Raw genomic sequence first — 22176 nt, 5'->3', positions numbered from 1 at the left:
TTTCGGGGACCCCGGATCATTCGGAATCGGCTGCTGAGGTTCGCGTCGCTTTTGGGGGATTTGTCAGAACGGGAGGATTTGTAATCGTGGAAAGCAAACGTTCCTATACGGTTCCGATCTTATTGCTGATCATCACCGGAATCGCGATTCTGTTCGTGTTGGTCTATTCCAAGCTTCTGCTCGCGCAACAAGCGGAAAAGGCCGAGGATGGAAGCCGGTTGGCTCGGCAGTACGGGCAGGCCGTTCTTTTCGCCGAGAAGCTGAACGCGGGGGCCGTGCTGATGCTCCAAAACGACGACATGCCGTCGCGGCTGCAGGCGAAAACCTTGTTCGGGCAAGCCGCGAATGCGGCGGGTGATACGGAGCAGCTATTAGCCGACGCCTCCAAACGGACTTCTCAAATGTCCGACGAAGCGGCTCTGCGACCGTTCGCGGACGCGGGGGACTTGATCGTCGGCGAGCCGAAGGGCCTCCTCTACACGATCGGAGAACACGAAGGCCCGCTTACGGCAGAGGAGAAGAAGGCGCTCGAGCGGGTCCGGACGGAGACGGACCGGATGCGCAAAGCGCTCGCGGACTTTCACGTGCCGAGCGGAGACGCCGGTTACCGCAGCATGGCGGCGGGCGACGGGTGGATCGACCCTGCCCTGAATGCCGCGGAAGCGTTGACGGACTTGGCGGCCGAGTTAAGGAAGTAAATCGGAAAGTGAATCGGAAAGTAAATTGTTACCCGGGAAATCGCAGGATTCCCGGGTTTTTGACATTCGTGGGGAAAAATCGCGAAAACGCACAATGCATGAAAGGATACGGAACTCGTTTTTTACAGGGTAATTGCGTAAGTTCGAGTTAAAAATAGGCACCATGTGCGCTATATCGGGGTAAACAATGGAGTTCAAGGAGAATTGATCACGAGGTGGCTAAATTTCGGGAAATGGACTTCGAGGGAAATAGAGCACCACGCGCGCTAAATCTCTACGTGTGCTCGATTGCAACATTACCAATGTATGTTAAGTGAATAGGTGTAGCGTCCGCGAGGGATTTAGCCTGCGAGACCGACTTAACGGTCCGACCATGCCCCGTCCGCGAGGAGTTAAGTCGGTGAGATCGACTTAATGGTCCCGCCATGCACTATTCACGAGAGATTAAGTCGGTGAGACCAACTTAATGGTCCCGCCATGCCCCGTCCGTGAGGCATTAAGTCGGTGAGACCGACTTAATGGTCTCGCCATACCCCGTCCGCTGGGGATTAAGCCGGTGTCACCGGCTTAATCCCCCAGCACCGCCAAATCCAGCTTGCGGACTCTGTCCGGATCCGAAATCAGCTCGACTTCGGCGATTTTTCCATGTTGGATCGTGAATTGGAGCACGTAGAGCAACCTTCCCATCGGAGCCGCAACGACGCCGACGGAGCCGTTCACGAGAACGGGCTGCGCCGCTTTCGCGCGGCCCGAAACCTGCAGGGCCAGCGATTTCGCGCCTCGCGTAACCAGGGGAACGCCGACTGCCTCGCGATCGTCCCGGAGCACGACGTCCGGATCGAGCACGGCCAGCAGCGCCTCGAAATCGCCGGCGTACGCCGCCGCCAGGAAGGCGTCCACGAGTTCGCGCTGGCGGGCGACATCGGCGTTTTCCGTCGTGCCTGCTCCCCGTACCCGGCGACGGGCCCGGCTCGCGAGCTGTCGGGCGGCAGCCTCCGATTTGCCCACGATCGGCGCGATGTCGGAGAAGGGAAGGTCGAAAATGTCGTGCAGCACATAGGCGACCCTCTCCACCGGGCTCAGACGGTTAAGCACGACCAGAAGCGCCAAGCCGACGGATTCCGCGAGCAGCGCTTCTTTTTCGGGATCGATGCTGTCGTCGCGGCTCTCCATCGAATCGTTCAAGCGCGTCTCCAACGATTCCTCCCGCCTGGACTTGCGCGATCGCAGCATGTCCAGACAGATCCGGGAGATCACCGTGGTCAGCCATCCTCCCAAGTTCTCGATGGCCTCCGCGTCCGAACGGCCGAGACGCAGCCATGTTTCCTGCACCGCGTCTTCCGCCTCGCATAAGGAGCCCAGCATACGGTACGCGACCGCCAAAAGGTGGTTCCGGTGCGCCTCGAACTGCTCCGCCAGTCTTTTTTGTCCGCTCATGTTCCCGTTTCCTTCTTCCGGTCTTATTGGAATCACTCCCTCTACTATCTGACGAATTCCGCGGGGCCGATGTGACAGCGGGGGGCGCCGCTCCTGCGTCGGATTCCGGATTCGTCACATTCCCGGCAAGCGATTCGTCATCCTCGTGAAGGGCCGAAAAACCCGGCTCCGAATTTCAACTTCCGAAGGAGTGGTTGCCCATGAAACCCAGAATGAACAGTCCCGTCATGATCGTACCCGAAGCGTCCCAAGCGCTGCAAGCGTTGGGAAAAGCGCTGTTCGCCTCGGCGGAGAGTTCCTCCGTTCCGAAACGGACGCTTTTCCTTTGTTACCTTCGTGCCAGCCAAATCAATGGGGACAGCGTGTGCGTCGACCTGCATTCGCGCAACGCCATGGCGGCAGGCGAAACGACGGAGCGGCTCCTGGCCGCGGCGGCTTGGCGCGAAACGCCGCACTTCACCGACGCCGAGCGGGCCGCTCTGGCGCTCAGCGAAGCGGTGACCCGCTTGAGCGACCGGACGGACCCCGTGCCGGACGAGATTTTCCGCGAAGCGGCCCGGCATTACGATGAGCAAGCGCTGGCGACGTTGGTCGCGGGAATCGCCACGGTCAACCTCTGGAATCGGCTGAACGTCGCCACGAAACAGACGGTCGCGCCAACCGCCGGCTGACGGTGATACGGAGGGCCTACGCCTGACGAACGCAGAGTAAGCCTGAATCAGAAGGCTAGCAGGCGAAGACGCTGCAAGGAGGCGCCGCTCCAAGCATCGACGATGCAAAAAAGGCCTTTGTCCTCGGCTGAACAGCCGGCCGACAAAGGCCTTTTCCTATTTCTTCTATTACCTGACCGAAGCCAGCGTTTCCTGCAGCACCAGCTGCGCGGCCGCGCGGGCGCTGGAGAAGGCGCGTTCGGCGAGTTCGCCTTTGCCCTGGCAGCCGTCGCCGCAGAAGTAGAAGGGCACGCTCTCCATGCGGTTCGGCAGCAGCAGGTTCCCCGCGACGTGCTTGACGCTTTGGACCATCGCCTTTTTGCTCATCCGCTTCACGACGACGGCGTCCCGCCAGCCCGGATAATGGCGGTCGAACAAAGCCTCCATCTGCGCCTGGCGCTCATCCAGATAGGTTTTGCGCTCGGTTTCCCCGCCGAACGAATCGTCGGACAGGTATGCGATCCCTTGAAGCAGTTGTCCGTCTTCCGGGGTCAACGTATGGTCGGTCGCGGAGACGTCGGTGATGAACATTTTGTTGTTCATGTCGCTGATGTAGGAGAACGGCCGGTTCACGACATGGCTGAGCCCGACGTCGTAGACCAGCACTTCGGTCGCCGTGTTCGACTCGTAAGGCGCGAGGAACGGCTCCCAAGGCGTGCCCGAAAGCAGCTTGACGACCTGCTGGACCGGCATGGCGAACACGACGCGGTCGAAAGCGAGCTCCCGGGTCTTCGTCGCGATGACGTATTTCCCGTTCTCGTAGCGGATCGAATCGGCGCCTTCCTTCAGCGCCAGCTCCCAACGGCCGGATCCCGCGATTTTCTCCTGAAGCTGTCCGGTAATGACCGCCCAGCTGCCGAGGATATAATTGACCGGCTTCTGGGACAGGAAAAGGTTATGGTAATACTCGGCGATGACCGGTCCGGGAACGCGACGCGCGTCCTCCGGGGAGATGAAGAAGTTGGAGCAGACGAGATGTTCCCAAAGCTCCTTCAAGTCTTCTCCCGCGTTCGATTCGGCCAAATAATCGCCAAGCGTCGCATAATGGCGAAGCTGGTGGATGCCGCCCATCATCGCCGCGATCTCCGCGACGAACCTTACTTTCTGGCCGGTCCGCAGCACGTCCGTTTTCATCAGGTTGACGAAATCGAGAGGCGCCGGCGTGACGTCGGTCCCTTTTTCGTACATGACTTTGCGCTTGTCGACCTGCCGGCTGGAAAACGTAAGCCCCAGCTCCTTCTCCAGCTGGCCGATCGTATGCCGGTCGATGCCGTAAATCGCGTGGGCGCCATAGTTCAGCGTGAATCCGCTCTTCTCATATGTAAACGCCCGTCCCCCCCATTGAGGACTCCGTTCGAAGAGCACGCCGCGGACTCCCGGCGACTGACTCAGATACGCGGCGGCCGTAAGCCCCGCCAAACCACCGCCGATGACGGCGACTTCCATGTTCGGTTCCTCCTCCAACATGGCCGAGCGTCCCGTTAACGGCCATTCTCCGCCGTCCGAGAGCCCGCGCCAAGCCCATGACAAATTTTCCCGTAGCGCCGATTCCAGATCGGACCGGCTTCCCGTCGCCCATGTCCACAGCGTTCCGGTGTAGAGATCGTAGAGCAGGTTCGCCTTCCGGCGATCCCCGAGCCAACCCGCGAGCAGGTCCGTCAGCTGACGGGCCAACTCATCCTGCGCCTTGGCGAGCAGCGGCTCTTCCCGGGTCAGGGAGTAGACGCTTCGCACCAACAAAGGGGTGTCCCGCACCTCTGCGGCCAATTCCAGCAGCAGGCTGCATACGCGTCCTTGCACGGACGGCCCCGGACCGTACCCGCGCTCTGCCCATAGCCGAACCCGCTCGCGCTGCCGGGAGGGCAGCTCGCAGAGCAGCTCTTCTTTGCTGCGGAAGTAGTGATAGAACGTCCCTTTGGACGTGCCGGTGGCCGCGATGATGTCGTCGACCGAGACGTGATCGTAACCCCGTTCGGCGAACAGCCTCAGGGCGGTTTCCGCCACGAGCGCCTTTTTCCGGTGGGTGGCCGGCCGAAAACCGGGAATTTTCATGCCGCACACGCTCCTTCGATTGCATTATACGACGCGGGCAACAGGAAAACCAGAGGAAAATAGACCGACAGTCTATTTTCGGAGCGGAATTTTCCGTTTCGCCGATTGGACGAGACCCTCGCGCATACGGTAAAATGGAAGGGAAAAGGGAAAGTAAAGGAGCCCGAAGCGCTATGGATTGCATCTTCTGCAAAATCGCCGAAGGGACGGTTCCGTCCCGCAAGGCATTCGAAGACGAGCACGTGGTGGTTTTCCATGACATCCAGCCTCAGGCACCGGTGCATTTGCTCGTCATTCCCCGCAAGCATGTCGCTTCGTTGGACGATGCTTCGGAGGAGGATGCGATGCTGCTCGGACGCGCCATGCTGGCGGCGCGGAAGGCGGCGCGGGAAGCGGGGCTCGAACATAACGGATACCGCGTGGTGACGAACGTCGGCCGCGATGCGGGACAAGTCGTGTTCCATTTGCATCTGCACGTGCTCGGCGGGGAAAAATTGGCGGGCCTGAATCCCCGAGAAGCCTCGGAACCTGGCGCGGCGTCAAGTTGACACCCCCTTTCCCCATCACCTATAATGAAGTTTGATAACCGTGTCTTGTGGTCTGTTGCGGAGGGAGGGAAAACAGGTGTCCGAAACGAAAGTACGCAAAAACGAAACAATCGACGCTGCACTCCGCCGCTTTAAGCGTTCCATCGCAAAAGACGGCGTTCTCGCTGAAGTCAAAAAGCGGAAACACTACGAGAAACCGAGCGTCAAGCGGAAAAAGAAATCCGAAGCCGCTCGTAAACGGAAGTACTAGGAGGCAGTTGCACCATGAACCTCGCGGATCGATTGAACGAAGACATGAAGCAAGCGATGAAGACCGGGGACAAATTCCGGCTTTCCACCATCCGCCTGGTTCGCGCTTCGATCAAGAACCAAGAGATCGAGCTGCGCCGTCCGCTTCAGGATGACGAGCTGGTTCAGGTCGTCAGTCGGGAGCTCAAGCAGCGCAGGGATTCCCTCCAGGATTTCCAGCAAGCGGGTCGCGACGACCTTGTTGCCCAAGTCTCCGCCGAGATCGAGATCATCAGCCAGTACCTTCCAAAGCAGCTAACCGAAGAAGAAATCAAAGAAATCGTGTTGCAGACCATACAGGAAACCGGTGCTTCTTCCAAAGCCGATATGGGAAAGTTGATGGGCGCCCTGATGCCTAAGGTCAAAGGACGTGCCGACGGCAAGCTTGTCAACCAGTTGGTTCAACAATATCTGTCATGATTCCGTCGAAAGCAGGCACTCTCCGCAAGGGGAGTGCTTTTTGCATAGGCGGGACTTTGCCGCGGCCGGAACCTTTCCGAAACCATGCCGGACGGCCTGCGTAATACAGGGTAATCAAGCGAACTCTTAAAGCGGGGGGAAAGTTTGGCTTCGTCAAACTCCTATAGCGAAGGAGAGTTTGGACTCCTTCAATCTCCCTATTAGAGGAGGAATCCAATGTCTAACGGCAGAAGAGTGAGAGGGATTCGGCTGCTTATTCTGCTGTTCTGGGGTTTGGTTTTCGCGGGATACGGTTCGGCAGGACCGGGCGCGGCCGCAGCCGCGGAAGCCGAAACGGAAGCCGCTTCGGGCGCCGTTTACGTCATCCCGGTGAACATGACCGTGCAAAGCGGACTGGCCTCCTTCTTGGACCGGGCGCTGTCCGAGGCCGAGGAAGCCGGCGCTTCGCTCGTCGTGCTGGACGTCGATACGCCGGGGGGAAGGCTGGACGCGGCCGAGGAGATCGGCGGCCGGATTCGGGGCGCCAAAGTGCCGACGGTCGCGTTCGTAAGCGGCAAAGCGGCTTCCGCCGGAGCGTACTTGGCGCTGAATGCCGGAGGGATCGCGATGTCGCCCGGCTCGACGATCGGCGCCGCGATGATCGTGGACGGCAGCGGGAACGCGGTGGACAACCCGAAACTCGTCGCCCACTGGACGTCAGAGATGGTGGCGGCGGCGGAACTGAACGGCCGGAATCCCGAGATCGCGGCGGCGATGGTGGACCCGTCGCGAACGGTCGAGATGAAAACGATCGGCCGGACGAAGGAACGGGGACAAATTTTGTCGCTTTCCGCGGAGGAAGCCTTCAAAGTCGGGTACGCCGATACGATGGCCAAATCGACGGATGAGGTGATCGCCTGGAAAGGGTTGGCCGACCGGGGCGTGGTGGAGCTTCAGCCTTCGTTCGCGGAGCGGGTGTCCCAGTGGTTGACGTCTCCCGGCGTATCCACGCTGCTGCTCATCATCGGGATCGCCGGCATCGCGATCGAGCTAATCGTGCCCGGCTTCGGCGTTCCCGGCATCGTCGGCTTGCTGGGATTCGGGTTGTATTTCTTCGGCCAATCGGTGGCGGGGTTCGCGGAGCTGAGTTCCATGGTCGTTTTCATTGCCGGCATCGTGCTGCTCGTGCTGGAAATGTTCGTGCCGAGCTTCGGGATCCTGGGCATACTCGGCGTGTCCGCTCTGATTTACGGCATCGCCAGCGCGGCTTACGATACCGGACATGCGCTCCGGTCGTTGGGCATGGCGGCCGCCGTCGCCGTCGTGATCGTGGCGGTATTCGCCTACGTCTTCCGACGCCGGGGCATTTGGAACCGGTTCATTTTGCGGGATCAACTGACCAAGGAGCAAGGTTATGTTCCGAACGAGTCGCGCGAGGAGCTGGTCGGTCTGGAAGGAGTCGCGAAATCGGCCCTTCGGCCGGCAGGCGTGGCGGAAATCGGCGGTCGGCGGGTGGATGTCGTGACTTCGGGCGATTTCATCGCTGCGGGGAGTCCGGTCCGGGTCACCGCCGTCGACGGAACCCGCGTGTTGGTCGAGAAAGTCGAGCAGCCGCTGTAACCGGATTTAGCTGATTTCGATTCGGAAAGAAAAAATTCGTTAATCGGAGGGTTTCCATGGACGCAGGCATTCAAATTTTGGTCATCGTGGCGATCGTCGTGATCGCGCTGTCGGTTTTCTTGAGCTTTTTCCCGTTCATGCTCTGGATTTCGGCGCTCGCTTCGGGGGTTCGCATCGGCATCATCACGCTGGTGGCCATGCGGCTGCGGCGGGTAACGCCCAGCCGGATCGTCAATCCGATGATCAAAGCGACCAAAGCGGGGCTGGGGCTGACGATCAATCAACTGGAAAGCCACTTCCTGGCAGGGGGCAACGTGGATCGCGTCGTGAACTCGTTGATCGCCGCCCAGCGCGCGAACATCCCGCTCGTGTTCGAACGGGCGGCCGCGATCGATCTGGCGGGCCGCGACGTGCTGCAAGCCGTTCAGATGAGCGTCAATCCGCGCGTCATCGAGACGCCGATCGTCTCCGCCGTCGCGAAGGACGGGATCGAAGTCAAAGTCAAGGCGCGCGTCACGGTCCGGGCCAACATCGACCGACTTGTCGGCGGCGCCGGGGAAGAGACGATCATCGCGCGCGTCGGCGAAGGCATCGTCACGACGGTAGGCTCGTCCAACTCGCATAAGGACGTGCTGGAGAATCCCGACATGATTTCGCGGACGGTGCTGAACAAAGGCCTGGACGCCGGCACGGCGTTCGAAATCCTGTCCATCGACATCGCGGACGTAGACATCGGCAAGAACATCGGCGCGCATCTGCAGACGGAGCAAGCGGAAGCCGACAAGCGGATCGCCCAGGCAAAAGCGGAGGAGCGCCGCGCGATGGCGGTCGCGCAGGAGCAGGAGATGAAAGCGCGCGTCGTCGAGATGAGGGCCAAAGTCGTCGAAGCCGAATCCGAGGTGCCGCTCGCCATGGCAGACGCGCTCAAGGGCGGGAAACTGGGCGTCATGGATTACATGAACCTCAAAAACATCGAAGCGGACACGCAAATGCGCGGGTCGATTGGCCGTTCGGGAGACATGCTGCGCGGTGAAGGCGAAGACAAGAAATGATTTGCCGCGTAATTGAGGCGCGAAGCCGGTGCCGGGCGGCATCGGGAGCGGGAGAGGAGGGGGACGCATGCAGGCGGTCATCGACTTCGTCATGGGCCATCTGTACTTGGTTATCGTCGTGATCGGTTTGATCTACACGATGTTCTTCCGCAAGTCCCCGCTGGAAAAGCCGCCGCAGAACCGTCCGCCGAATCGGCCGGCGAACCGGATGCCGGACTTCGGCGGCTCCCCGGTGTTTCCCGTGCCGAGGCAGCCTCGGCAAACGGCCGCTCCTCCGGCCGACAGGATTCCCGAGGGGAGCGCGGGGCAGCCGATGCCGCCGGTCGAGCGCAGGGAGCCGCAGCCGGAGTATGCGAGGCCGGTTCCGTCCAGTGAAAGAACACCTCGTCCGGCATGGGCGGAGTCGGCAGAGGAGAGAACGCCGCGCCCGGCGTGGGCGGAACCGTCGGAGGAAGGATCGTCCCGCCCGGCGTGGGCCTCTCCGACCCTGCCAAGCGCACCTGGTCCGGCATGGGCGAGCCATCCGTACGACCGTTCGGCGGAACCGGGGTCGGAGAACCCGTATCGATCCGGGACCGGCATTCAGCCGCACGCGGAGCCGGAAACCGTGCAGGTGACCGCGCCCGTTCGCCCTGTTTCGTCTGCCCGAGCGACACCGGTTCCGGCAACGGCCGTTCCTTCAGCCGAAGAGACGCACGGCGCGCTTACCCGTGACGACTTAACCCGGGCGATCGTCTGGACCGAAATTCTCGGCCCTCCTCGCGCCCGCAAGCCGTTTCGCAGGTGAATCCTGCCACAGTCGCAAAAGCCTGCCGCCTACCGCGGCAGGCTTTTTACGTTTAGACAGCCAATATTGCCCCCATCGTTGCAGGCTTGAACTTTGCAACTCAACTACCTTTGTCACCCCTCTCCTGAGATAAAATTAAGCAATTTTCTTACTCAACTGCCCCTCTATCCACGCAACAGAGACGGAGTTACGAAACTTTCTTTCTCAACTGCCCCCCAATCCTCGGAGCAGAGACGAAGTTGCGAAACTTTCTTTCTCAACTGCCCCCCAATCCTCGGAGCAGAGACGGAGTTGCGAAACTTTCTTTCTCAACTCCCCCTCTATCCCCGCAACAGAGACGGAGTTACGAAACTTTCTTTCTCAACTGCCCCCCAATCCTCGGAGCAGAGACGAAGTTGCGAAACTTTCTTTCTCAACTGCCCCCCAATCCACGCATCAGAGGCGAAGTCCATCCCCCTTAGGCGGTTCCGCGAAAAATGCGGAGCGTTTCGTGCTGCTGCAACTTCCGTCGGCTGCCGAAGAGAGCCGCACGCCGGCGAGCGGCCCAAACCGCCGTGCGCACGAGCGCCCAAACCTCGCGTGTCCGCGCTGCCGCTTCATAAACGCGGATTCCCGCGCATATGTTGTACCGTACGGGAGGAGGACCGCCTGATGCCGCGAGTCAGCCGCAAGCTGCGCAAATGGACAGCCGCCATCCTCGATCTGCCCCAGGATGTGGCGCTCGACCTTCCTCGCGTCACGATGATCGGCGGCATCCAGCTCACGGTGGAAAACCATCGAGGGGTGATCCATTTTTCCCCCGAGTCGCTTCGGCTCGCGATGGAGCGCGGGGAGATGGAAGTGTCCGGGGAAGGGTTGGTCATCCGCAATATCGGGGCGGAAGAAGTATTCGTGGAGGGCCGGATATTGGGCGTGACGCTGCACCCGAAGGGCAAGCCTGCCGGGTAAAGGCAAACGATGACGGGGCGTGCCCCCGGGCGGGGCGGCGGCTTGCTCCGGTCCGGCTTCGCGCTCCGGCGGCGGACAAGCCGCTCTTATCGGCTTGCGAAGCGGCATACGTGGCAGGCTCAGCCGCCGTAAGCGGTGTACGGAACGGAACCGGAGCCGCCTCGTAAGAAACCGGCACCCGAGTCGGGACGGGACATGCAGGCGATTGATCCCGACGGAGAGGGTCCGGAAGAAAGCGGGAAAGGGCGGTTGCGATGAAAGGAACATGGATGGCGACGGTTCGCGGGTACGTATGGGTCAAGCTGGTCGGCGGGGATCCGCAGGCTTTTCTGAACCTGGCGGTAGCCGAGCGGATCGCGTTATGGAATATCGCGTACGCGAAATCGGGCGAGCTGACGTTCGGGGTGACGATCCCGGACTTTTTCCGATTGCCTCCCCTGCTCAAAAAATGCGGCGCCAGAACGAGGATTCTCCAGAAGCGCGGACTCCCCTTCCAACTGGCGCGGCTGTCGAGGCGCAAGACGTTCGCGGCAGGCCTGCTGGCGTTCGCCGCGCTGCTGTTCGTGTTGTCCACGTTCGTCTGGCAGGTCAAGGTCGAAGGCGAATCTTTGATTCCGCCCGAAAGGATCCTGCAGGCGGCCCAAGAGGAAGGACTGCATCGCTACCAATGGTTTCCGCGGCTGCCGGATGCGGAGTCGCTGGCCCGGAAGCTGGCCGCGAAGCTGCCGGATGCGGCCTGGGTCGGCGTGGAAAAGAAGGGGACAAGCGTCATCATCACCGTCGTGGACGCGACCAAGCCCGACCCCAAATCCGCGGCGGGTCCGCGCGATCTGGTCGCGAAAGAAGACGCCGTCGTCACGCGCGTCGTGGCGGAGAACGGCAAGCCGCTCGTGGAGCGCAACGACCGCGTCCGCAAAGGACAGGTGCTCGTCTCGGGCTGGCTGGGCGACGGCGAGCTTCGCAAAGCCGTCGTCTCCGAAGGCAAAGTCATGGGCCTCGTCTGGCATGAAATGCGGATCGTTTCCCCGCAGACCCGTCAACAGAAAATGCTCACCGGAGAGTCGAAGGAGCGCACTTATCTGGTGATCGGAAGCCGTGCGGTGCAAATTTCCGGTTACGGCGGCGCTCCGTATGCGGAATCGCGGACGGGCACGACCGTGCACCCGTGGCGCATTTTTTCCTGGCAGCTGCCGTTCGGCATCTTGAAGGAGAAAGAAATGGAAGTGCTGACGGTGCGCGACTCGCTGACCTCCGGGGAGGCGAAAGAAGCCGGTCTGCGGCAGGCTCGGCAGGAATTGCTCTCCCGGTGCGGGCCCGATGCCCGGATCACGTCGGAAAACATTTTGCATGAACAAAAGGAGAATGGTAAAGTTGTGTTGACCGTACTTTTCGAGGTCGAGCAATCGATCGCCGTCGAACGGCCGATCGTCCAAGCACCCGCAGGGTAGGGGGAATGAGGCTTTTTGGCAGAACCGAAATCGACCGTGACGATCCCGCTGCAGAATGCGGCTGAAGGTCTGGCGTTGTTTGGGCCTCAGGATAAATATTTGCGTTTGATCCAGGGCGAGACGGAATCGGCGATCCATTCCCGCGAAGCGGAAATCGTCGTCGAAGGCCCGCCGGAGGAAGTCCGCTCCCTGGAACAGCTGTTCGATACGCTGCTGCAGCTCATCCGCGGGGGCCTCATGCCCGGCGAACGGGACGTGCGCTATGCATGGGAGCTGGCGCGCGAGATGAAAGCGGATCAATTGCTGTCGCTTTTCAAAGGGGAAATCACGACCACCTACCGCGGAAAACCGATCGTGCCCAAAACGCTCGGCCAGCGCCACTACGTGACGACGATCCGCAAAAAAGACATCGTGTTCGGCATCGGGCCGGCCGGAACCGGCAAAACTTACTTGGCGGTCGTCTGCGCGGTTACCGCCCTGAAAGAGGGCAAAATCAAGCGCATCCTGCTGACCCGTCCCGCCGTGGAAGCGGGCGAAAGCCTCGGCTTCCTGCCGGGCGACCTTCAGGAGAAGGTCGATCCGTACCTGCGTCCGCTTTATGACGCCCTGAACGACGTGATGGGCCCGGACGGCGTGAACAAAGCGATGGAGCGCGGCATGATCGAGATCGCTCCGCTCGCGTACATGCGGGGCCGGACGCTCGACGATTCGTTCATCATCCTGGACGAAGCCCAGAACACGACGCCCGAACAAATGAAAATGTTCCTGACCCGCCTTGGGTTCGGTTCCCATATGGTCATCACGGGAGACGTGACCCAGATCGACCTGCCGAAAGGAAAGAAGTCGGGTCTGATCGAAGCGGAGCGTATCCTGAGCCCGATCGATGAGATCGGTTTCGTCCATTTCTCGGAGCAGGACGTCGTCCGCCACGCGCTCGTTCAGAAAATCATCATGGCTTACGATCAGGATCTGGATCAGCGATCATAAGGAAGGAGATGTGCCGGATGCGTCCGAAGAACAACGGCTCGCCGGGCTCCCCTCTATCCCTGAAACGAGCAGGGTGGGAAGTCAGCTTGTGGATCCGCTGGCTTCTGCTCCTGCTTTTCGTGCTTCTATTCTATGCCAGCCTGTCCTCCCGTTTCGTGCCGGAGACCTACAACATCACGCTGGGGGAGAAGAGCGAGCGGGACATCAAGGCTCCGCACCAGTACACGGACGAGAACGCCACGCTGGAGGCTCAGGAGAAAGCGGCGGAGAGCGTGGGGCCGATTTATCCGATCGTGCCGCTGCGCAACGAGGCGCTGTTGGATCAAATTTTCAGCCGCATCGAGCAATTGAACCAGGACGATTCGATCACGGAAGCCGACAAGGTGGATATATACCGCCGCGACATTCCGGGCCTCGTGGACCGGTACATCGAGGGTTTCATTTCCTCGGCCTCGGGTTCGGAAACGTATTCGGACGAACTGCTTGCGGAAATGCGCAAAGTGACGGACGAGCAGATGTACAAGGTGCCGGAGGAAACGTATTACAAGCTGCCGCGCCTGACGTCCGACCAGATCGCCGACATGAAAACCGTCGGCCGCGACGTGGTGCGCCAATTGACCCGGGATCCGCTGATGGAAGCGGACTCGGCCCGGACCAAAGTGTCCGAGCTCGTCAACGCCAGCACCCTGTCCCTGAAAACCCAGCGGGAAATCGTGCAGGAACTCGCCCGTCTCGTCATCCTCCCGAACAAGTTCTACGACAAGAAGGCGACGGAGGACGCCAAGGTCGAAGCGAAGAAAAACACGCCTCCGGTGCTGATCAAGCAAGGCGACGTCATCGTCCGCAAAGGCGAGCTCATCACGCAGGACATTTATGATCTTCTCACCGATTTGGAGCTGTTGAAAGAGCACCGCAGCTATTGGCCTCAGCTCGGCGTCCTGCTGCTCTCCCTTCTCTTCATGCTGGCGATTTACGGTTATGGGGAACTGGCCGCTCCGGCCGGGGCGGCGCAGCAACGGACGAACGTCCAATGGCTCATGCTGTTTCTTATTTATACGCTGAACATCTTGATCATGCATTTGATCGCCTTCATGCATAACGATAAGTGGCCCGGGATCGGCTATTTGGCGCCCGTGGCGCTCGGCAGCATGATGGTGACGCTGCTCATCGACGTCAATTTCGGCCTGCTGAGCGCGTTCCTGTTCAGCTTGCTGGCCAGCGTGATTTTGAACGTGAACCAGGACAATCTGTTCGATTTCCATTACGGCGCGATCGCCGGGGTCGTTTCTTTCACGGCCGTAATGGCGATTCACCGGGCCAGCCGCCGATCGTCCATCTTGAAGGCGGGCATCATGGTCAGCTTGTTCGGTTCCATCGCCGTGCTGGCCTTGGGCTTGATCGAACCGGCGCCGGACCGGATGCAGCTCGTGCAGTCGGTCGCCTTCGTTTTCGCGGGGGGGCTGTTGACGGCGGTGCTGGTGATCGGGCTGATGCCGTTTTTCGAAGTGACGTTCGGCATTCTGTCCGATCTCAAGCTGGTGGAGCTGTCCAATCCGAACCATCCGCTGCTGCGCAAGCTGCTGACCGAGACGCCGGGCACCTACCATCACAGCTTGATGGTGGGCAACCTGTCGGAAGCCGCGGCGGAAGCGGTGGGGGCCAACGGCCTCCTGTGCCGGGTCGGCTCCTTCTACCACGACGTGGGCAAGACGAAGCGTCCGCTCTATTTCATCGAGAACCAGAACGGCGGGGACAATCCCCACGACAAGCTGGATCCGAAAGTCAGCGCCTCCATCATCATCGCCCACGCCCAGGACGGGGCCAACATGCTGAAGGCGTACAAGCTGCCCAAGCAAATCCGCGACATCGCGGAGCAGCATCACGGCACGACGTTCCTGAAATTTTTCTACTACAAAGCGGTCAAGCAGGCGAAGGATAATGGGGAGGAATGCCCGTATACGGAGGATGATTTCCGTTATCCCGGACCGAAGGCGCAGTCCAAAGAGGCGGCGATCATCGGCATCGCCGACGCGGTGGAGGCGGCCGTCCGTTCGCTGAACCATCCGACCGTGGAGCAGATCGAAGAGCTGATCGCGAAAATCATCAAAGGCCGCCTGGACGACGGCCAGTTGGGCGAATGCGACCTGACGATGCGGGAGCTGGACCGGGTCGCCGTATCGCTGAAAGAAACGGTCATCGGCACCTTCCATCAGCGCATCGAATATCCCGACGAGAAAGAGTTCAAGCCAAAGGAGAAGCTGTCATGACGCTGCATTTGGAATGGATCGACGAACGCGAAGGCGGCGCGGGCCCCCGGGAAGAAGCCTGGATGGCGCTGCTCGAAGAGCTGCTTCGGCTCGCCGGGGAAGCCGAGAACGTGGAGGACGGGGTCGTGACGCTGACCTTGACCGACGACGAAGGCATCCGCGAGATGAACCGCGAGTACCGCGGGCTGGACAAACCGACGGACGTGCTCAGCTTCCCCCTCCGCGAGACGGCCGGGGAGGAGCCGCCGGTGGTCTACTCGGACGAGTACGAAGTCATCGAGGACGAAGAAGGCGACGAAGAACCGGCCGCGGGCGAGGATTACGATCCGTTCGCCGAGATGCTGGGCGACATCGTCATCTCCGTTCCCCGCGCGGAGGCGCAAGCGGAGGAATACGGCCACAGCTTCGAGCGGGAGCTCGGCTTTCTGTTCGTGCACGGGTTCCTGCATTTGCTCGGTTACGATCACGGCGGGGAAGAAGAGGAGCGGATCATGTTCGGCAAGCAGGAGGCCATTCTCGCCAAGGCGGGGCTGACCCGTTGAACCGCCGTCGTTCCAGTTGGAGCGCGGCGTTCGGGCACGCGCTTAGGGGTATCCGGGAAGCGGTCCGCTCCGAACGCAACATGCGATTCCACTTGACGGCGGCCGCTGCGGCCGCCGTCCTCGGCATATGGCAGCGCGTCGGACCCGCGGACTGGCTGTGGCTCGGCGCGGCCGCGGCGATCGTGCTGACGGCCGAGATGATCAATACGGCGGTCGAGCGGGTCGTCGATCTGGCTTCGCCGCAGGATCACCCTTTGGCCAAGGCGGCCAAAGACGCGGCGGCGGGGGCCGTGCTGATCGCGGCGGTTTTCGCGGCTGCCGTCGGACTCATCGTATTGGGTCCGCCGATTTGGCGGACGATATTCGGATAGGGAATCGGGAGGAATCGGACATGGAAACGGGCAATCGGAACGAATGGGATGCCGAAGCGCTGTTGGAAGCAGCCAAAGCGGCTCGGGAGAAAGCGTACGTGCCGTATTCCGGCTTCGGCGTCGGAGCGGTGTTCATGGACGCCGACGGACATCTGCACGCGGGCTGCAACGTGGAGAACGCCGCGTACGGCCCGACCAACTGCGCGGAGCGCACGGCGCTGTTCCGGGCGATCGCCGACGGAAGGAAGCCGGGCGAATTTCAAGTGGCCGCCGTGATCGGCGATACGGATACGCCCATTACCCCCTGCGGGATTTGCCGCCAGGTAATGGTCGAGCTTTGCAAGCCGGACATGCCGGTCGTGCTCGGGAACCTTCGGGGCGACTATCGGTGGACGACGGTGGCGGAGCTGCTTCCCGGCGCTTTTACGGTGACGGATTTGCAGTCTCAAGGGAGTGTTTAGGATGAAAGAAGGATTCAAGTCGGGGTTCGTGGCCATCGTGGGCCGCCCGAACGTCGGCAAATCGACGCTGCTGAACCAGGTGGTCGGCCAGAAGGTGGCGATTATGTCCGACAAGCCGCAGACGACCCGGAACAAAATCCACGGGGTGTACACGACCGACGAGATGCAGATCGTGTTCCTCGATACGCCCGGCATCCACAAGCCGTTTTCCAAGCTGGGAGACTACATGGTCCAGGCGGCCGTCGGAGCGCTGGAAGAAGTCGACGCGGTGCTCTTCCTCATCGACGTGACGGAAGAACTCGGCGGCGGAGACCGCTTCATCATCGAGCGGCTCAAAACCGTCAGCACCCCGGTGTTCCTCGTCCTGAATAAAATCGACAAGGTGCATCCGGAGGCGTTGCTGCCGGTCATCGAAACCTATCGCAAGCTGCACGACTTCGCGGAGATCGTGCCGGTATCGGCGCTGCAGGGAAATAACGTGGGCGCGCTGCTGGAGCAGATCGCCAAATACCTCGACGAAGGCCCGATGTATTACCCCGCCGACCAGGTGACGGACCATCCGGAACAGTTCGTCTGCGCGGAATTGATCCGCGAGAAAATCCTCCAGCTGACCCGGGAAGAGATTCCGCATTCGGTCGCCGTCGAAATCGAAAGCATGGGGACGGGCGAGAACGGCGTCGTTCAGATCGGGGCCGTCATTTACGTGGAACGGGATTCCCAGAAAGGGATCGTCATCGGCAAGCAGGGCGCTATGCTGCGGGAAATCGGCAAGCTGGCCCGCCTCGACATGGAGAAGCTGCTGGGGTCCAAAATTTTTCTGGAGCTATGGGTCAAGGTGAAGAAAGATTGGCGCAATCGGGAATCCGTGCTGAAATCGCTCGGTTTCCGGCAGGAGTGAATCTCATTCGCCTCAAATGTTGTCAGGGATACCGGGGGCGTTGCCGGATATCCTAACCGGGTAGGAGCAACTCATTTCCGACCGGAGAGGATGAAGCGGCGTGCGGGATTTCTCATGGCACGTGTTTACGCAAACCGGTGACATTGAAGCCTATTTGCTTTATAAGGAAATGGATGCGCTGGGAATGGCCGGCCCGCCGGCCGAAGACGGTCCCGACGAAGAGGACGGTTCCGCCGCGGGAGAAGCGTTGCCGTCCTGACATGGCGGCCGCTCGGCGGATGTCCGGGCGGCCGCGAGAATCCGCGCCGGCGCGGATGGGGGGAGACGCCTTATGCTGTATCGGGTGGAAGGGATCGTCATCCGCAGTACGGATTACGGGGAAGGCAACAAAATCGTCAATCTCCTGACGGAATCCGCGGGCAAACAAGGCGTCGTCATCCGGGGAGCCCGCAAGCCCAAAAGCCGTTATGGCGCGCTTGCTCAGCTGTTTACATACGGGGAGTATTCGTACTACAAATCGGGATCGCTCGGCACGCTGAACAGCGGCGAAGTGATCGAGCCGTTCCGGGCTTTGCGGGAAGGCTTGGAGTTGCCGGCTTACGCTTCCTACGCGGCCGAATTGACGGATCGGGCCGTCGGCGAAGAAGAGGCCGGCGCTTTTCTGTTCCGTCAGCTGAAAGGCTGTCTCGCCGCGCTGGCGGAAGGCAAAGATCCGTCCGTCATTCTGCGAATCTATGAAATGAAAATCGTAGGCGCCGCCGGGTACTTGCCCGTGCTGGACGAATGCGCGAACTGCGGAAGGACGGAAGGCGAGTTCCGGTTCGGCGCTTTGGCCGGCGGAGCGCTTTGCCCGAATTGCCGCCATCGCGATCCGGCCGCGTTGGAGCTGGAAGAAGCGGTATGGAAGCTGCTTCGGCTGTTCGTGCGGCTGGATCTGTCCCGCTTGGGCAGCATTTCGGTGAAGGAGAGTTCCAAACGGCAGCTGCAGCTGGCGATGCGCCGATGGATCGACACCCATTTGGGGTTGCAGCTGAAGTCCCGGCATTTCCTCGATCAGCTCGAACGTTACGGGGAGCTGCTCGGCCGGCCGCAGGAATCCGGCGAACGGGAAGGCGGATCGTTTGACAATCCCGACCCGGTTGGATAGAATACATCACATAGGATTCCGTTGAAGGAGAAGAAGTAGCCGGATACCGTCGGCAGCGAAGCGAGCCGGGGAGGGTGCAAGCCCGGACGGACGGTCTGTGCGAAAGGCGCCTCCCGAGGGATCGGCCGAGAACGAAAGCGGGTTTCCTCCGCGTCCGAACGGGCGCCGGAAGCCAAGTAGGGTGGAACCGCGGGAATCGATCCCGTCCCTACGTCTGCGCATCGCCGCAGCCGTAAGGACGGGTTTTTTATTAGGTCCCCCAAAAGTGAAGAAGGCCTTCGAAGCGAATTCCGATTACTTTTGGGGGAGCCCCCTCTGAACATCCCCCAAAAGTGAAGAAGGCGTGCGAAGCGAATTCCGATTACTGTTGGGGGAGCCCCCTCTGAAATTCCCCCAAAAGTGAAGAAGGCCTTCGAAGCGAATTCCGATTACTTTTGGGGGAGCCCCCTCTGAAATTCCCCCAAAAGTGAAGAAGGCCTTCGAAGCGAATTCCGATTACTTTTGGGGGAGCCCCCGAGAACCATGCCCAAAAAAATGGAGAGTGAACGAGATGAACTTTCAGCAAATGACGCTGACGCTGCAGCAGTTCTGGGCGGAGCAGAACTGCATCGTCGTGCAGCCGTACGACGTGGAGAAGGGCGCGGGCACGATGAACCCGATGACGTTCCTGCGCACGATCGGGCCGGAGCCGTGGAACGTGGCCTATGTGGAGCCTTCCCGCCGCCCGGCCGACGGCCGCTACGGGGAAAACCCGAACCGGCTGTACCAGCACCACCAGTTCCAGGTGATCATGAAGCCGTCCCCGGACAACATCCAGGAGCTGTATCTGGAGAGCCTCAAACGGCTCGGCATCGATCCCCTGCACCATGACATCCGTTTCGTCGAAGACAACTGGGAATCGCCGACGCTCGGCGCCTGGGGCCTGGGCTGGGAAGTATGGCTGGACGGCATGGAAGTGACGCAGTTCACCTATTTCCAGCAGGTCGGCGGCATCGATTGCCATCCGGTCGCGGTGGAGATCACGTACGGCATGGAGCGCCTCGCATCCTACATCCAGGAAAAAGAGAACGTGTTCGAGCTGGAATGGGTGGACGGCGTCACGTACGGGGACGTCTTCAAGCAGCCGGAGTACGAGCATTCGAAATACACGTTCGAAGTGTCGGACGCCGCCATGCTGTTCCAACTGTTCTCGACTTATGAAGCCGAAGCGAAACGCGCGATGGAGCAAAATCTCGTGTTCCCCGCGTACGATTACGTGCTCAAATGCTCCCACACGTTCAACCTGCTGGACGCGCGGGGCGCGATCAGCGTCACCGAACGGACGGGTTATATCGCCCGGGTGCGCAACCTGGCCCGCCAGGTGGCGGCGACGTTCCTGCAGGAGCGGGAACGCCTCGGATTCCCTCTGCTGAAAGGAGCGGCCGAACATGCCTAAAGATCTGCTGCTGGAAATCGGGCTCGAAGAAGTGCCCGCCCGATTCGTCCGCGGAGCGATGGACCAGCTGAAAGACAAAACCGAGAAGTGGCTGCAAGCCAGCCGGCTTGATTATGAAGAAATCCGCGCCTTCGCCACCCCGCGCCGGCTCGCCGTGGCCGTCTACGGACTGGCCGACCGTCAGGAGGACGTGAACGAAGAGGTCAAAGGACCGTCCCGCAAAATCGCGCTGGACGAGAACGGCGGCTGGAGCAAGGCGGCGCTCGGATTCTCGAAAAGCAACGGGGTAACGCCGGAGGATCTGTATTTCAAAGAGCTCGGCGGCGTCGAATACGTCTACGCCAACAAGAGCAGCCAAGGCGCGGATACGGCGTCTTTGCTTCCCGAAGCGCTCGCGTCCCTCATCACGTCGCTCACGTTTCCGAAAAACATGCGCTGGGGAAGCCGCGAACTGCGGTATGTGCGCCCGATCCGCTGGCTGGTCGCCCTGCATGGCGCCGAGATCGTGCAGTTCGAGATTACGGGCGTCGCCTCGGGCCGCACGACCCGCGGCCACCGTTTCCTCGGGAGCGAAGCGGACATCCGGGAGCCGAAAGATTACGTGGAGACGCTTCGCGCGCAGAGCGTGATCGCGGACGCGGAAGAGCGCCAGGCCGCCATCGAAGCGGGCATCCGGGAATTGGCCGAACAGCGCGGCTGGCATATCGCCGTGAAAGAAGATTTGCTGGAGGAAGTGCTGTTCCTCGTCGAAACCCCGACCGTGCTGACCGGGTCGTTCGATCCGGCGTTCCTGGACATTCCGCAGGAGGTGCTGATTACCTCCATGCGCGAGCATCAGCGGTATTTCCCGGTGCTGGACGCGGCGGGCAAGCTGCTTCCGCATTTCGTCACCGTCCGCAACGGGGACCGGACGTCTCTCGACGTCGTCGCCAAAGGGAACGAGAAGGTGCTGCGCGCGCGTTTGTCCGACGCCAAGTTCTTCTATGAAGAAGACAAGAAGCTCGTGATTTCCGACGCGCTGGCGAAGCTGGAGAACATCGTGTACCACGAGGAGCTCGGCACCGTGGCCGACAAGGTGCGCCGGGTGCGCGCCGTGTCCGACCGCCTGGCGGATCGTCTCGGAGCGGATGCGGCCGTGAAAGCCGACGTCAGCCGGACCGCGGACATTTGCAAATTCGACCTCGTCTCCCAGATGGTGTACGAGTTTCCGGAACTGCAAGGCATCATGGGCGAGGATTACGCCCGGATGGCGGGGGAACGGGAAGCCGTGGCCCGTGCCGTCAACGAGCATTATTCCCCGCGCAACGCGGGCGACGTGCCTCCGGCCTCGCTCGTCGGCGCGATCGTCGGCATCGCCGACAAGCTGGACACGATCGTCGGCTGCTTCTCGATCGGCATCGTGCCGACGGGCTCGCAAGACCCTTACGCCCTTCGCCGCCAGGCGGCCGGCATCGTCTCCACGCTGCTCGCGCACGAAATGGACATCGAGCTCGGCGCGCTGTTCGGCATCGCGCTGGACGTCCATGCGGCACGCGGGCTGAAGCGCGACGCCGCTGAAATCCGCCGCGATTTGGAAGAGTTTTTCGGACTGCGGGTGCGTAACGTGCTGTCCGAGCAAGGCATCCGGTACGACGTCGCCGACGCCGTGCTCGGCGCCGGATTCGGCGATGTCCGCCGGACGGTGCGCCGCGCCGGGGCGCTGCAAAGCCGGGTGTCGGACGAGGCGAAGGAAGCGTTCCGGCCGGCGGTCGAAGCGTTCAACCGGGTGTGCAACCTAGCGGCCAAGGCGGAATCCCGCGAGGTGAATCCGGGCCTGTTCGCCGAGCCGGCGGAAGGGGCCTTGCACGAAGCTTGGCAAGGCGCGCACGGCCGATTCGCCGCCGCGATGGCGGAAGCGCGCGCGGACGAGGCGCTGGCGGCGTTGTCGTCGCTGAGCGAACCGGTGGCCGCCTTCTTCGAGGCCGTTATGGTCATGGCCGAAGACCCGGCCGTCCGCGCCAACCGCCTGGCGGTACTGGCCCGGATCGCGGACGACATCCTGTCGTTCGCTGACTTCTCGAAGCTGGCGGGCTGAAGCCTTG

General features: G+C 61.3%; 22 protein-coding genes. 20 read left to right on the top strand and 2 right to left on the bottom strand.

The genetic code is table 11. The features are described from left to right. The first annotated feature begins 86 nt into the window (after positions 1–86). Entirely contained in the window at positions 87–698 is a 612-nt protein-coding gene (locus PTZ19_RS15600) for a hypothetical protein (protein WP_276355995.1), read from the top strand. 567 nt (positions 699–1265) lie between these two features. On the opposite strand, the gene PTZ19_RS15595 is transcribed toward PTZ19_RS15600, so the two are convergent. Beyond that, positions 1266–2135 (bottom strand): sigma-70 family RNA polymerase sigma factor, encoded by an 870-nt coding sequence (locus PTZ19_RS15595; RefSeq protein WP_276355994.1) that lies wholly within the window; start codon positions 2133–2135, stop codon positions 1266–1268. Between the two features lie 200 nt (positions 2136–2335). On the opposite strand from PTZ19_RS15595, the gene PTZ19_RS15590 reads away from it, so the two are divergent. Further along, on the top strand, positions 2336–2806 hold the full coding sequence (locus PTZ19_RS15590; RefSeq protein ID WP_276355993.1) for a carboxymuconolactone decarboxylase family protein: 471 nt from the start codon (positions 2336–2338) through the stop codon (positions 2804–2806). Between the two features lie 168 nt (positions 2807–2974). Here PTZ19_RS15590 and PTZ19_RS15585 read toward each other — a convergent pair whose 3' ends face one another. Next, on the bottom strand, positions 2975–4897 hold the full coding sequence (locus tag PTZ19_RS15585; RefSeq protein ID WP_276355992.1) for an FAD-dependent oxidoreductase: 1923 nt from the start codon (positions 4895–4897) through the stop codon (positions 2975–2977). 173 nt (positions 4898–5070) lie between these two features. Between PTZ19_RS15585 and PTZ19_RS15580 the strand changes: the two genes are divergently transcribed. The 18 genes from PTZ19_RS15580 to glyS all read left to right on the top strand — a co-directional run bounded on the left by PTZ19_RS15580 (position 5071) and on the right by glyS (position 22169). Further along, positions 5071–5445, top strand: a complete 375-nt coding sequence (locus tag PTZ19_RS15580) for a histidine triad nucleotide-binding protein (RefSeq protein WP_276355991.1) — start codon at positions 5071–5073, stop codon at positions 5443–5445. Positions 5446–5521: 76 nt separating this feature from the next. Next, positions 5522–5695, top strand: coding sequence for a 30S ribosomal protein S21 (gene rpsU / locus PTZ19_RS15575; RefSeq protein ID WP_062492346.1), 174 nt, complete (start codon positions 5522–5524; stop codon positions 5693–5695). Positions 5696–5709: 14 nt separating this feature from the next. After that, entirely contained in the window at positions 5710–6153 is a 444-nt protein-coding gene (locus tag PTZ19_RS15570) for a GatB/YqeY domain-containing protein (RefSeq protein ID WP_276355990.1), read from the top strand. A 216-nt stretch (positions 6154–6369) separates the two neighbouring features. Next, positions 6370–7752 (top strand): NfeD family protein, encoded by a 1383-nt coding sequence (locus PTZ19_RS15565; RefSeq protein WP_276355989.1) that lies wholly within the window; start codon positions 6370–6372, stop codon positions 7750–7752. 56 nt (positions 7753–7808) lie between these two features. After that, complete coding sequence (gene floA, locus PTZ19_RS15560; protein ID WP_276355988.1) at positions 7809–8804, top strand: flotillin-like protein FloA; 996 nt, start codon at positions 7809–7811, stop codon at positions 8802–8804. Between the two features lie 67 nt (positions 8805–8871). Continuing rightward, complete coding sequence (locus PTZ19_RS15555; RefSeq protein ID WP_276355987.1) at positions 8872–9591, top strand: hypothetical protein; 720 nt, start codon at positions 8872–8874, stop codon at positions 9589–9591. A gap of 651 nt (positions 9592–10242) precedes the next feature. Then, positions 10243–10539: a sporulation protein YqfC gene (gene yqfC, locus PTZ19_RS15550; protein WP_276355986.1), complete on the top strand. Its 297-nt coding sequence runs from the start codon at positions 10243–10245 to the stop codon at positions 10537–10539. A 254-nt stretch (positions 10540–10793) separates the two neighbouring features. After that, positions 10794–11987, top strand: coding sequence for a sporulation protein YqfD (gene yqfD, locus PTZ19_RS15545; protein ID WP_276355985.1), 1194 nt, complete (start codon positions 10794–10796; stop codon positions 11985–11987). A gap of 15 nt (positions 11988–12002) precedes the next feature. Next, positions 12003–12974, top strand: a complete 972-nt coding sequence (locus tag PTZ19_RS15540; protein WP_276355984.1) for a PhoH family protein — start codon at positions 12003–12005, stop codon at positions 12972–12974. 17 nt (positions 12975–12991) lie between these two features. Continuing rightward, entirely contained in the window at positions 12992–15241 is a 2250-nt protein-coding gene (locus tag PTZ19_RS15535; protein WP_276355983.1) for an HD family phosphohydrolase, read from the top strand. Next, a complete protein-coding gene (gene ybeY, locus PTZ19_RS15530; protein WP_276355982.1) occupies positions 15238–15783 on the top strand; it encodes an rRNA maturation RNase YbeY in 546 nt (181 codons plus the stop codon). Before PTZ19_RS15535 ends, ybeY begins: the two co-directional genes overlap by 4 nt. Then, complete coding sequence (locus tag PTZ19_RS15525) at positions 15780–16154, top strand: diacylglycerol kinase family protein (RefSeq protein WP_276355981.1); 375 nt, start codon at positions 15780–15782, stop codon at positions 16152–16154. The genes ybeY and PTZ19_RS15525 overlap by 4 nt, the downstream gene beginning before the upstream one ends. A gap of 20 nt (positions 16155–16174) precedes the next feature. Next, on the top strand, positions 16175–16615 hold the full coding sequence (locus PTZ19_RS15520; protein WP_276355980.1) for a cytidine deaminase: 441 nt from the start codon (positions 16175–16177) through the stop codon (positions 16613–16615). 1 nt (position 16616) lies between these two features. Further along, on the top strand, positions 16617–17513 hold the full coding sequence (gene era, locus PTZ19_RS15515; protein WP_276355979.1) for a GTPase Era: 897 nt from the start codon (positions 16617–16619) through the stop codon (positions 17511–17513). 100 nt (positions 17514–17613) lie between these two features. Next, positions 17614–17772 (top strand): YqzL family protein, encoded by a 159-nt coding sequence (locus PTZ19_RS15510; RefSeq protein ID WP_276355978.1) that lies wholly within the window; start codon positions 17614–17616, stop codon positions 17770–17772. Positions 17773–17844: 72 nt separating this feature from the next. Further along, a complete protein-coding gene (gene recO, locus PTZ19_RS15505; protein WP_276355977.1) occupies positions 17845–18660 on the top strand; it encodes a DNA repair protein RecO in 816 nt (271 codons plus the stop codon). A gap of 550 nt (positions 18661–19210) precedes the next feature. After that, entirely contained in the window at positions 19211–20095 is an 885-nt protein-coding gene (gene glyQ / locus PTZ19_RS15500) for a glycine--tRNA ligase subunit alpha (protein ID WP_276355976.1), read from the top strand. Further along, positions 20088–22169, top strand: a complete 2082-nt coding sequence (glyS, locus tag PTZ19_RS15495; protein WP_276355975.1) for a glycine--tRNA ligase subunit beta — start codon at positions 20088–20090, stop codon at positions 22167–22169. Before glyQ ends, glyS begins: the two co-directional genes overlap by 8 nt. Positions 22170–22176: the final 7 nt, after the last annotated feature.

The sequence above is a fragment of the Cohnella caldifontis genome (genome assembly GCF_029360585.1).
In the GTDB taxonomy this organism is placed as follows: domain Bacteria; phylum Bacillota; class Bacilli; order Paenibacillales; family Paenibacillaceae; genus Cohnella; species Cohnella caldifontis.
This window is presented reverse-complemented; position numbering and strand designations above follow the sequence as displayed.

Excerpts from the sequence above, each read along its gene's own strand:
- PTZ19_RS15595 (WP_276355994.1), bottom strand. The coding sequence starts at position 2,135 with ATGAGCGGACAAAAAAGACTGGCGGAGCAGTTCGAGGCGCACCGGAAC.
- PTZ19_RS15590 (WP_276355993.1), top strand. The coding sequence starts at position 2,336 with ATGAAACCCAGAATGAACAGTCCCGTCATGATCGTACCCGAAGCGTCC.
- PTZ19_RS15585 (WP_276355992.1), bottom strand. The coding sequence starts at position 4,897 with ATGAAAATTCCCGGTTTTCGGCCGGCCACCCACCGGAAAAAGGCGCTC.
- PTZ19_RS15580 (WP_276355991.1), top strand. The coding sequence starts at position 5,071 with ATGGATTGCATCTTCTGCAAAATCGCCGAAGGGACGGTTCCGTCCCGC.
- PTZ19_RS15570 (WP_276355990.1), top strand. The coding sequence starts at position 5,710 with ATGAACCTCGCGGATCGATTGAACGAAGACATGAAGCAAGCGATGAAG.
- PTZ19_RS15565 (WP_276355989.1), top strand. The coding sequence starts at position 6,370 with ATGTCTAACGGCAGAAGAGTGAGAGGGATTCGGCTGCTTATTCTGCTG.
- floA (WP_276355988.1), top strand. The coding sequence starts at position 7,809 with ATGGACGCAGGCATTCAAATTTTGGTCATCGTGGCGATCGTCGTGATC.
- PTZ19_RS15555 (WP_276355987.1), top strand. The coding sequence starts at position 8,872 with ATGCAGGCGGTCATCGACTTCGTCATGGGCCATCTGTACTTGGTTATC.
- yqfC (WP_276355986.1), top strand. The coding sequence starts at position 10,243 with ATGCCGCGAGTCAGCCGCAAGCTGCGCAAATGGACAGCCGCCATCCTC.
- yqfD (WP_276355985.1), top strand. The coding sequence starts at position 10,794 with ATGAAAGGAACATGGATGGCGACGGTTCGCGGGTACGTATGGGTCAAG.
- PTZ19_RS15535 (WP_276355983.1), top strand. The coding sequence starts at position 12,992 with ATGCGTCCGAAGAACAACGGCTCGCCGGGCTCCCCTCTATCCCTGAAA.
- ybeY (WP_276355982.1), top strand. The coding sequence starts at position 15,238 with ATGACGCTGCATTTGGAATGGATCGACGAACGCGAAGGCGGCGCGGGC.
- PTZ19_RS15520 (WP_276355980.1), top strand. The coding sequence starts at position 16,175 with ATGGAAACGGGCAATCGGAACGAATGGGATGCCGAAGCGCTGTTGGAA.
- era (WP_276355979.1), top strand. The coding sequence starts at position 16,617 with ATGAAAGAAGGATTCAAGTCGGGGTTCGTGGCCATCGTGGGCCGCCCG.
- recO (WP_276355977.1), top strand. The coding sequence starts at position 17,845 with ATGCTGTATCGGGTGGAAGGGATCGTCATCCGCAGTACGGATTACGGG.
- glyQ (WP_276355976.1), top strand. The coding sequence starts at position 19,211 with ATGAACTTTCAGCAAATGACGCTGACGCTGCAGCAGTTCTGGGCGGAG.
- glyS (WP_276355975.1), top strand. The coding sequence starts at position 20,088 with ATGCCTAAAGATCTGCTGCTGGAAATCGGGCTCGAAGAAGTGCCCGCC.